Origin of the sequence: Candidatus Fusobacterium pullicola, from assembly GCA_018883725.1 — a bacterium.
Taxonomy (GTDB): Bacteria; Fusobacteriota; Fusobacteriia; order Fusobacteriales; family Fusobacteriaceae; genus Fusobacterium_A; species Fusobacterium_A pullicola.
Genome location: JAHLFN010000003.1, coordinates 1 through 10,442 on the forward strand (window position 1 = coordinate 1; position 10,442 = coordinate 10,442).

General features: G+C 32.8%; 10 protein-coding genes. 7 read left to right on the forward strand and 3 right to left on the reverse strand.

Features of this window, described 5'->3' with window-relative positions; translation table 11 throughout:
- The coding region (locus IAA47_00065) for a transposase (protein MBU3841389.1) at positions 1–164 on the forward strand (164 nt) is incomplete at its 5' end.
- Between the two features lie 129 nt (positions 165–293).
- Here the strand turns inward: IAA47_00065 and IAA47_00070 are convergent.
- From IAA47_00070 to IAA47_00080, 3 genes are all read right to left on the reverse strand, one after another.
- Entirely contained in the window at positions 294–482 is a 189-nt protein-coding gene (locus IAA47_00070) for a hypothetical protein (GenBank protein ID MBU3841390.1), read from the reverse strand.
- A 130-nt stretch (positions 483–612) separates the two neighbouring features.
- A complete protein-coding gene (gene trpS, locus IAA47_00075) occupies positions 613–1,605 on the reverse strand; it encodes a tryptophan--tRNA ligase (GenBank protein MBU3841391.1) in 993 nt (330 codons plus the stop codon).
- A gap of 51 nt (positions 1,606–1,656) precedes the next feature.
- On the reverse strand, positions 1,657–2,793 hold the full coding sequence (locus IAA47_00080; GenBank protein ID MBU3841392.1) for an ABC transporter substrate-binding protein: 1,137 nt from the start codon (positions 2,791–2,793) through the stop codon (positions 1,657–1,659).
- Positions 2,794–3,218: 425 nt separating this feature from the next.
- Here IAA47_00080 and IAA47_00085 point away from each other — a divergent pair, with 425 nt between their 5' ends.
- From IAA47_00085 to IAA47_00110, 6 genes are all read left to right on the forward strand, one after another.
- The gene (locus tag IAA47_00085) at positions 3,219–4,166 is read left to right on the forward strand and encodes an ROK family protein (GenBank protein MBU3841393.1); all 948 of its coding nucleotides are present in this window, start codon (positions 3,219–3,221) and stop codon (positions 4,164–4,166) included.
- A gap of 179 nt (positions 4,167–4,345) precedes the next feature.
- Positions 4,346–5,362 (forward strand): galactose/glucose ABC transporter substrate-binding protein MglB, encoded by a 1,017-nt coding sequence (gene mglB, locus IAA47_00090; protein MBU3841394.1) that lies wholly within the window; start codon positions 4,346–4,348, stop codon positions 5,360–5,362.
- A gap of 73 nt (positions 5,363–5,435) precedes the next feature.
- Positions 5,436–6,947, forward strand: coding sequence for a galactose/methyl galactoside ABC transporter ATP-binding protein MglA (gene mglA / locus IAA47_00095; protein MBU3841395.1), 1,512 nt, complete (start codon positions 5,436–5,438; stop codon positions 6,945–6,947).
- Positions 6,948–6,976: 29 nt separating this feature from the next.
- Positions 6,977–7,996, forward strand: a complete 1,020-nt coding sequence (gene mglC, locus IAA47_00100; protein ID MBU3841396.1) for a galactose/methyl galactoside ABC transporter permease MglC — start codon at positions 6,977–6,979, stop codon at positions 7,994–7,996.
- Between the two features lie 286 nt (positions 7,997–8,282).
- Positions 8,283–9,425, forward strand: a complete 1,143-nt coding sequence (locus IAA47_00105) for a transposase (protein ID MBU3841397.1) — start codon at positions 8,283–8,285, stop codon at positions 9,423–9,425.
- A gap of 117 nt (positions 9,426–9,542) precedes the next feature.
- Positions 9,543–10,442 (forward strand): sugar transferase (locus IAA47_00110; protein ID MBU3841398.1); only part of this gene is annotated, 900 nt, incomplete at its 3' end.

Genomic DNA, 10,442 nt, shown 5'->3' on the forward strand with positions numbered 1-10,442 from the left:
ATCCCTCAAGCCAAATATGCTCTGTATGTGGTCATAGAGATGGAAAGAAAGCTCTAAATATAAGAGAGTGGACTTGTCCAATTTGTAATACATACCATGATAGAGATATAAATGCAAGTAAAAATATATTAGTTGAAGGATTAAGAATAAGAGAAGCAATATAAGAAATAAAAAGAACCGTAGGAACTACGGGGATAGCTTGGTAAATATAGTTGGCTAACAAAAGCAACTACTTCCCAAGAAAGAAGCTCCCACTTCAAAAGCTGAAAGCTTTAAGTGGGAGAGGTTCACGATTAGGCTTCATTAGAGAACTCCTCTATTCCTTTATATATATCTTTCCCAACGATTTTCCAATCTGATTCTAAAGCTTTAGCATCATCTTTAAAAAAATTTTTATTAATATTTATAGAAGGTGATAAAGGTTGCTCAAATAAACAAAATATACTACTAAATCCTTGTAATATAAATAATATTTTTTTCATTAAGACTACCTCCTTAATAAGATTATTATCTTATATATATAATAGCACTATACATATATAAAATCAAGTAGTTATAAAATTAGAATAAATAAAAAAACTGCTGTAATTAAAAATTACAACAGTCTTTTTTTTAGTAATATTTATACATATTTCCTACTATTCCAACAGCTTCTTTAGCTCTCATAATTTTATCTTGAGCTATAGCTCTAGCTTTCTTTCCACCTTCGAATAGTACATCATGAACATAGTTCATATCTTGAGCTAATTTTTCTCTTTTTTCTCTAGCTTCTCCAAAATACTCTAATACAGCATTTAAAAGTTCTGTTTTAGCGTGTCCATAACCATAGTTACCAGCTAAAAACTTCTCTTTCATCTCATTTTGTTTCTCAATAGAAGCAAATAGAGCATAGATTTTAGCTATATTGTTGTCAGGATTCTTTGGTTCCTCAAGTGGAGTTGAGTCAGTTACAATACTCATAATTTGCTTTTTAAGATCTTTTTTGCTAGCAAACATATTGATGGTATTTCCATAAGATTTACTCATCTTTTGTCCATCTACTCCAGGAACTACAGCAGAGTCATCTAAAGTAAGAGGCTCAGGAAGTTTAAATAGTTCAACTCCATATTGTTGATTAAATTTCATAGCTATATCTCTAGTCATCTCTAGATGTTGTTTTTGATCTTTTCCAACTGGAACTACATCAGCATCATACATTAAAATATCAGCAGCCATTAAAACTGGATAAGTAAGAAGTCCAGTATTTGGGGAGATCCCCTTAGCTATCTTATCTTTGTATGAGTGCCCTCTCTCTAATAGTCCAACTGGAGTAACATTAGATAGTAACCAAGAAAGCTCTACATGTTCAGGAATATCCGATTGTAAGAATATAGTAGACTTATTAGGATCAAGTCCTAATGCTAAATAATCTAATACTATATTATATGTATTATCTTTTAAAGCTTTTGGGTCAGTTAGTGATGTAAGAGAGTGATAGTCAGCTATAAAATAAAATCCATCATACTCTCCACTATTTTGAGCATCTATAAATTGTTTCATAGCTCCAAAATAGTTTCCAAGGTGAAGTATTCCACTAGGTTGAATACCAGATAAACTTCTTTTCATTGTGTTCCTCCTAAAATAATATTATAATTTCATAATATTATACCATAATACTTACTTTGTTTCTACAACAGAATCAAAAATGTATTTACCATCTTGAACTTTGATAATAGTAACAGCTTTGATAGGGTTATTATTTTCATCAAAAGTTAGATGTCCAGTAACTCCATCCATATCACTTGCTTTTATAGCCTTAGTTAATTCAGCTTTGTCTGTAGTACCAGCTTTATCTATTGCATTTTTTAAAACATATACAGTATCATATGCAAGAGCAGAGAAAGCTGTTGGTTCTTCATTGTATTTCTCTCTATATTTTTTTAAGAAAGATTGAATTTTTTCATTGCTATCCTCAGTTGAGTAGTGGTTAGTGAAGTAAGAGTTATCAACTACAGAGTAAGATGATGAATCAAGAGCTCCAATTATTCCATCCCAACCATCTGGTCCTACAAAAGTAGATTTCATTCCAATCTCTCTAGCTTGTGTAGCAATAAGTGCTGAAAGCTCATAGTATTCAGGAACAACTAAGATATCTGGATTTTCACTATTTATTTTAGTAAGTTGAGCTTTGAAATCCTTATCTCCATCAGAGTATCCTTCCTTAGCAACTACTTTTATTCCCTCTTTTTCAGCTTGTTTTATAAAGGCGTTAGCAATTCCATCAGAGTAATCACTAGATGTATTTACCATAATAGCAGCAGTTTTAGCCCCTAGTTTATCCTTAGAAAACTTTGCTAATGTACTTCCTTGGTAAGGGTCAGTAAAACATACACGGAATATATTTGGTCCAGCATCGGTTATATTTATTTGTGTTCCTGTAGGGGTGATCATAGGTATTCCATCTTGGGCAGCTAATTCAGCTACAGCCAAAGTAGGTTTTGAAGTAACACTTCCAAGGATAGCTACAACTCCCTCATCAGTTAATTTATTATAGGCATTTACAGCTTCGATAGGATCTGCCTTCTCATCTAAAGAGATATACTCAAATTTCTTTCCTAAAACTCCACCATTGGCATTGATCTCCTCAAAGGCTAATTTAGCTCCCTTATCAACAGTGATTCCATACATAGCAGCAGAACCAGTTAAAGGTCCCATTCCTCCTACTTTGATAGTAGAACTCTCCTCTTGACTTTGGTTTGCTCCACAGCTCATCATCATAGTAGCTCCAGCTAACATTGCAATAATCTTTTTCATAAAATTTTCCTCCTTAAGATATTTTGGTATAAAAAAAACAGCCTGTTAGGCTGTTGGTAACAAAAAATTATTTAGAATACAAAAAATAAATATAAAAACATATGTATTTTTATAAAAGGTTAAAATAAAACTAAATAATATATAATCCTAACATTTTAACAAAGTATATGAAAATTGACTCAGATTGTTAAGGCTGAGTGAGAGTCCATATACAGTTGTCCAACAAATGTTAGCACTATACATAATAGTTCCTCCTAATTTTTTTACTTTTTTTTCATTATAGCACTTTTTTTTCAAAAAGCAAGAAAAAGTTTAAAAAAGATATTGAAACATAAAAAAATAGATAGCTGAGTAGAGAAAAAAAGATGTAAAATAAACAAACATATAGTATAATAAAATTATCAATAATTATGGAGGTATTAGAGATGAATTATTATGTAGGAATTGACTTAGGAGGAACGAATACTAAGATAGGAATTCTAAATATTGATGGGGAGATTTTTAAGAGCACAGTTATAAAAACTCTTTCTTTAGAGGGAGCAGAGAGAACTTTAACTAGAATATGGGAAGCTACAAAGGGATTAGCTGAGGAGTTAAAAATAGATGTGTGTGATATAAAGGGGATAGGAATAGGAATACCTGGACCAGTTATAAATCAAAGTGTTGTAGCTTTCTTTGCTAATTTCTCATGGGGTGAAGATATAAATATTAAATCTATGATGGAGAGAATATCTGGAGTAGAGACAAGACTTGATAATGATGTTAATATAATAGCATTAGGAGAGGCTAAATATGGAGCTGCTAGAGGAAGTAGAACAAGTGTAACTGTAGCATTAGGAACTGGAGTAGGTGGAGGAATCTATATAGATGGAAAACTTATCTCTGGATTTATGGGTGCAGGTGGAGAGATTGGACATATGAAGATAGTAAGAGATGGAAAACTTTGTGGATGTGGACAAAAAGGGTGCTTTGAAGCCTATGCTTCAGCTACAGGACTTATAAGAGAGGCTGTATCAAGACTTATGGTAAATAAGCAAAACCTACTTTATACTATGATAGAAGGGAAATTAGATGTATTAGAAGCAAAGGACATATTTGATGCAGCAAAAGAGGAAGACAAATTCTCATTAGATTTAGTGGACTATGAGGCTGAATATCTAGCTATGGGAATAGGAAATATCTTAAATATAATCAATCCAGAGAGAATAGTTCTTGGTGGAGGAGTGGCTATGGCTGGAGATATACTTATGGTACCTATGAAAGAGAAATTAAAAAAATATGCTCTACCAGTAGCTTTAAAAAATATAGATATAGTACAGGGAGTACTTGGTAATGAAGCTGGAATAAAGGGAGCTGTAGGTCTTTTTAATTAATAACTGAAAACTTATTTCAAAAAATAAAAAAAGTCTGTAAAAAAATTAATTAGACACTTGACAAAAGAAAAATAAAGGATTATCATCTAGTATATAGGATAGAAAACGTTCTTAAGACTTTGTTATAAAATGAAAAGTTCTAAAAACAAACAGTTAAAACTGTAGGAGGGAATTGGAATATGAAAAAAACAGGAATAATTTTAGGAGCACTATTACTAGCAGCAGGATTAACAGGATGTGGGGGAGATAAAAAAGATGAAGCCAAAGCACCTGAAAAATTAAGAATAGGTTTCACAGCTTATAAGTATGATGATAACTTTATAGCACTTTACAGAAAAGTTATTTTAGGGGAAGCAGAAAAGGTAAAAGATAAAGTTGAACTAACAATGAACGATTCACAAAACAGCCAACAAACACAAAATGACCAAATTGATGTAATGTTATCAAAAGGGGTAGATGCATTAGCTATCAACTTGGTTGACCCAGCAGCAGGACAAACTGTAATGGAAAAGATAAAGGCTGAAAATATACCAGTTGTATTCTATAACAAAAAACCAGCAAAATCAGTTATAGATGCTTATGAAAAAGCTTACTATGTAGGAATTGACCCAAATGCACAAGGTATAGCACAAGGGGAGCTAATAGCTAAAGCTTGGAAGGCAAATCCAGCACTAGACCTTAACAAAGATGGAGTTATCCAATATGTAATGATAAAAGGGGAACCTGGACATCCAGATGCTGAAGCAAGAACTACATATTCAATCAAAACTCTAAATGATATGGGAATTAAAACTCAAGAGTTACATCTAGACACTGCTATGTGGGATACTGCAATGGCAAAGGATAAGATGGATGCTTGGTTATCTGGACCTAATGGAGATAAGATTGAAGTAGTTATCTGTAACAACGATGGAATGGCACTAGGAGCTATTGAATCATTAAAGGCAGCAGGAAAAATGTTACCAGTATATGGAGTTGACGCATTACCAGAGGCTATAGTTAAGATAGAAGCTGGAGAGATGGCAGGAACTGTTCTTAATGATGCTCAAGGTCAAGGAAAAGGAACTTGGGATATGGTTATCAACTTAGCTCAAGGTAAGGGAGCAACTGATGGAACTTCATATCAATTAGTAGAAAAAGAATTATTAATTCCAAGTATTGGAATAGACAAAGAAAATGCAGCACAATTCAAATAGGATTAATTAGTAAGGTTAATGTTAAAAAGGGGAATTGTATTACAATTTCCCTTTTTTCAAAAAGGAGAATGTTATGGAAAAAAGTAAATACTTATTAGAGATGAACAACATAACAAAGGAATTTCCAGGGGTAAAAGCCTTAGATGGTGCTAATTTAAAAGTTAGACCTCATTCAGTACATGCACTGATGGGAGAAAACGGTGCTGGAAAATCGACATTGATGAAGTGTCTATTTGGAATCTATGAAAAGGATTCAGGAACTATTTTCTTTGAAGGAAAAGAGATAAACTTTAAATCTGCAAAAGAGGCTTTAGATAATGGAGTTTCTATGGTTCACCAAGAGTTGAACCAAGTTTTACAAAGAAATATCTTAGATAATATCTGGTTGGGAAGATATCCTAAAAAAGGTTTCTTTATAGATGAGAAAAAGATGTATGAGGATACTAAAAAGATATTTGAAGATTTAGATATCACAGTGGACCCACGTTCAAAGATGGGGGATCTAGCTGTATCTGAAAGACAGATGGTAGAGATAGCTAAGGCTGTTTCATACAATTCAAAAATAATAGTTATGGATGAGCCTACATCTTCACTTACAGAGAAAGAGGTAGAACATCTATTTAGAATTATCAATAAATTGAGAGATAGAGGTTGTGGAATAATATATATTTCACATAAAATGGAAGAGATAAAGGCAATATCTGATGATATTACAATAATGAGAGATGGAAAATGGATTGCAACAGAGCCAGTGAAAGATCTGACTACAGAGCAGATTATAAATATGATGGTTGGAAGGGATTTAACAAATCGTTTCCCTCCAAAAGATAATGTGGTGAAAGAGGAGATCTTAAAAGTTGAAGGATTGACAGCACTGAATCAACCTTCAATCCAAGATGTAACCTTTGATCTACATAAGGGAGAGATACTTGGAGTAGCTGGTCTAGTTGGTTCAAAGAGAACAGAGATTGTAGAGACAATATTTGGAATGAGAGAAAAAGCAAGTGGAAAAATAATACTCAAAGGGAAAGAGGTAAAAAATAGTAATCCTAATGAAGCTATAGAGAATGGATTTGCTCTAGTTACTGAGGAGCGTAGAGCTACAGGGATATATGGAATGTTGGACATAAACTTCAACTCAACTATTTCGAACCTAGATAGATATAAGGGAAAAAATAGACTGTTGGCACTATTAAATGATAGAGGTATGAAGGATGATACTCAATGGGTAATAGATAGTATGCGTGTAAAAACACCTTCACAACACACTTCAATAGGTTCTCTATCAGGAGGAAACCAACAGAAAGTTATACTTGGAAGATGGCTACTAACAGAACCAGATGTATTGATGCTAGATGAGCCTACAAGGGGTATAGATGTATTGGCTAAGTATGAGATCTATCAACTGATGATAGAGTTAGCTAAGAAGGATAAAGGAATTATAATGATATCTTCTGAGATGCCAGAACTTTTAGGGGTTACAGATAGAATTCTTGTAATGAGTAATGGAAAGGTAGCTGGAATAGTAAAAACATCTGAGACAACTCAAGAAGAGATAATGACACTATCAGCTAAATATCTATAGAAATTCAGGAAAGAAAAGAGGAGAAGACTATGAGTATACGTACAAAAGATGGGAATATTGACTATAAAAAACTTTTAATTCAAAGTGGACTTTATCTAGTTCTATTAATAATGTTAGTGGCTATAATAATAAAAGAGCCATCATTCTTAAGTGTAAGAAACTTTAAAAATATCTTAACTCAATCATCAGTAAGACTTATCATAGCACTTGGGGTAGCTGGACTTATCGTTACTACAGGAACTGACCTATCAGTAGGAAGACAGGTAGGTTTCTCGGCAGTAATTTCGGCAACTCTTCTACAGGCAGCAACTACTGCCCATAAGGTTTATCCAAATATACAGGATTTCCCACTATTTGGAGCAATAGCTATTGTTATGGTAGTTGGTATGATAATCGGTGGATTAAATGGACTTGCTGTAGCTAAATTGAATCTACACCCATTCATTGTTACAATGGGTAGTATGACCATTGTCTATGGTATTAACTCACTTTACTACGACTATGCTGGTGGTTCACCAATAGCTGGTTTTGCTGAAAAATATACTTCCTTTGCACAAGGATATATAAGTATAGGTGGATTTACAATATCTTACCTAATCTTCTATGCACTAATAGCTACAGTGATTATGTGGGTATTGTGGAATAAGACAAAGTTTGGTAAAAATGTGTTTGCTGTTGGGGGAAATATTGAGGCAGCTAAGGTATCTGGAGTAAATGTTCACTGGACACTTATAAAACTATATGCTCTATCTGGTATCTTTTATGCTTTTGGTGGATTCTTAGAAGCAGGGCGTATCGGTTCAGCAACTAACAACTTAGGAAATATGTATGAGATGGACGCAATTGCAGCTTGTGTAATTGGAGGAGTTTCATTCTATGGAGGAGTTGGAAAGATATCTGGAGTTGTTACAGGAGTTATATTACTAACAGTTATCAACTATGGACTTACATATATAGGTGTAAATCCATACTGGCAATATATTATAAAAGGGCTTATCATAATAGTAGCAGTTGCATTTGACTCTATTAAGTATGCTAAGAAAAAATAGTTAAGGGGACTACACAACTAATATAAATTAAAGAAAGAGCTATTACAAACTAAAAGGTTTGTAGTAGCTCTTTTGTATTTTTTGTTAAAAATTCAGTAATTGGTGAAAAGACGTACCTAGATGATATGTAAACAACTTATTTTACCTCTTTTTTCACTTTATGTCAAGTTTAGATAAACAAAAATATAGAACTTTTCTATAGAAAATATAGATTTTAAAATTACTATCTATTAAAGAAATACATTTTTTCACCAAAAAGAGAAGTAGTAAGGGGGAGGAATTTCTATTGGCTAACTACATAGTTCAGTTTCCTTTGAAAGTTGAGAAATTTCAACAGGATATCCTTGAAAAAAGATTTAGGATAGGTAGAGATATATATAACTCTCTTTTAGGAAAAATGTGGAAAAGATATTGTGAGATGGTAAAAAGAAGGGAGTATAGAGCCCTACTAGAAGAGATAGCTAAGACAGAGAAGAAGAAACCTCTGTATAAGAAACTAGAAGCAATTAGAAAAGAGAGTGGATTTACAGAGTATGCCTTCCATAAAGAGGTAAAGGATATGCAGAAGTTCTTTAAGAAGAATATAGATTCCTTTACAGCTCAAAAGATAGCTACACAGGTGTGGAGAGCTTTTGAGAAGATGATGTATGGAAGTGGAGAGAGAGTTCACTTTAAAAAAGAGGACGAATTCAAATCCTTAGAGGGAAAATCTAATGGTACTGGAATTAGATATATGGATGGGTATATTGATTGGAAAGGACTTAGACTTAAGGTTCTAATTGATGAGAAAAACCACTATGAGAAAGAGGCTCTAAAGAGTGAGATAGCCTACTGTAGACTTATCAGAAAAGAGATAAGAGAGAGGTTGAAATACTATACTCAGATAGTTTTTAAGGGAGTACCTCCAAGAGAGATAGATAAGAAGACTGGAGAGTATATAGAGAGAATAGGCAATGGAGAGGTAAGGCTAAAAGTTGGAAAACAGTATCTAATCTATGAAAAAAATGGAGTAGAGAGAAGAGTAGAGCTAGCTGATAGAGTGTATCCACTAGAGGTGAGAAGAAGAGAGCTAATAAAAGAGATAAAGAGAAGAAAAGAGAGAGAGCTATCAACTACAAGTGTAAGACATAGAAAACTACTTCAAGAGCTAAAGGAAGTATATAGGAAGCAAACTAATGTGAGAAAGTATCAGCACGAGTGCTTGAGTAACGAGATACTAAAACTTGGAGATAGGATAGAGATAGATAAGATAGAGAATGTACAAGAGGAGATATACTCACTAGGTAAAGAGAAGAGAGTAAAGATAACAACTAATGGAGAGATAGGGAATAGAGCTCCAAAGATGTTCGTAGAAATTTTAAATAGGAAGATAGAATACAAAATAGGTTTTGACATGAACCTAACTAGCAATAGTGAAAACTCTAAATAAAAGGGATTGGACTACTACTCTTTAGAGAGTGGTAGAAAATCTTGAGTAGTAAAGGGTAAGAGTGTCAGTACTTTTCATTTGTTAAATATAAAATGGGGTTTGGGAGAGGATAGTTTTATGAAGCGACAGTTTGCAAAAGTTGTAATGATAATAATGCAGTTCATTTTCTACTTTGTAGTGAATGAACTTTTTGATGTGCCAGATAGGATAATGTATAATACATTTTTCATATATCTGGCTTTAAATTTAACTAAAAATATGTATTCCTTTAAGACAATTCTGATATGGGAAGAGTTAAGAAAGCTACTATTAGTTCATGCAGAGTATTTGATAATCATGCTAATAAATGATTTGGCTTTCTGGGGAGTAAAATATATACCTGTACATCTATTCGTAGGATTAACATTTACATTCTTTAATATCTTTATTATAAGATTTACAAGAACAGTGTTTAGAAAGAATCTAGAGAAGAGTTTGTTGATAATAGGAATAGGAAATACAGCAAAACAGATAACAAAGATTATTGAAGATAATAATACATTCACTATGTATAACCTACTTGGTTATGTTTCAGCTAATAGTATAGCTGGGGTGGAACAGGAACTAAAAGTAGAGAGTGAAAAGGTAATAGGAAAATATGAAGAATTAGATAAAATCTTAGAAGAAAATAAGGTAAATGAAGTACTAATAGCATTACCACTAGCAGATAATGAGCAGATGGAAGAGATAATAAATAAGCTAGATGGTAAGGTAGATAAGATTAAATTTATACCAAGATTAAATGAGATATATACTCTTAATTCAACAGTAGAAGACTATGATGGAATGATGGTAATTTCTACATACAATGGAATGAATAAAAAGAGATATAGAATACTGAAAAGATGTATGGATATCATAGCTGGAACAGCTGGATGTATGGTATTAGGGATACTTTATCTAATCTTTGCACCAAAGATAAAAAAAGATGGTGGAAAGGCAATATTTACTCAAAATAGAATAGGTCAAGATGTAAAA

Bases quoted from the DNA above. Each gene is read 5' to 3' on its own strand.
- IAA47_00085 (MBU3841393.1), top strand. From the start codon at position 3,219: ATGAATTATTATGTAGGAATTGACTTAGGAGGAACGAATACTAAGATA.
- IAA47_00070 (MBU3841390.1), bottom strand. From the start codon at position 482: ATGAAAAAAATATTATTTATATTACAAGGATTTAGTAGTATATTTTGT.
- IAA47_00080 (MBU3841392.1), bottom strand. From the start codon at position 2,793: ATGAAAAAGATTATTGCAATGTTAGCTGGAGCTACTATGATGATGAGC.
- mglC (MBU3841396.1), top strand. From the start codon at position 6,977: ATGAGTATACGTACAAAAGATGGGAATATTGACTATAAAAAACTTTTA.
- mglA (MBU3841395.1), top strand. From the start codon at position 5,436: ATGGAAAAAAGTAAATACTTATTAGAGATGAACAACATAACAAAGGAA.
- mglB (MBU3841394.1), top strand. From the start codon at position 4,346: ATGAAAAAAACAGGAATAATTTTAGGAGCACTATTACTAGCAGCAGGA.
- trpS (MBU3841391.1), bottom strand. From the start codon at position 1,605: ATGAAAAGAAGTTTATCTGGTATTCAACCTAGTGGAATACTTCACCTT.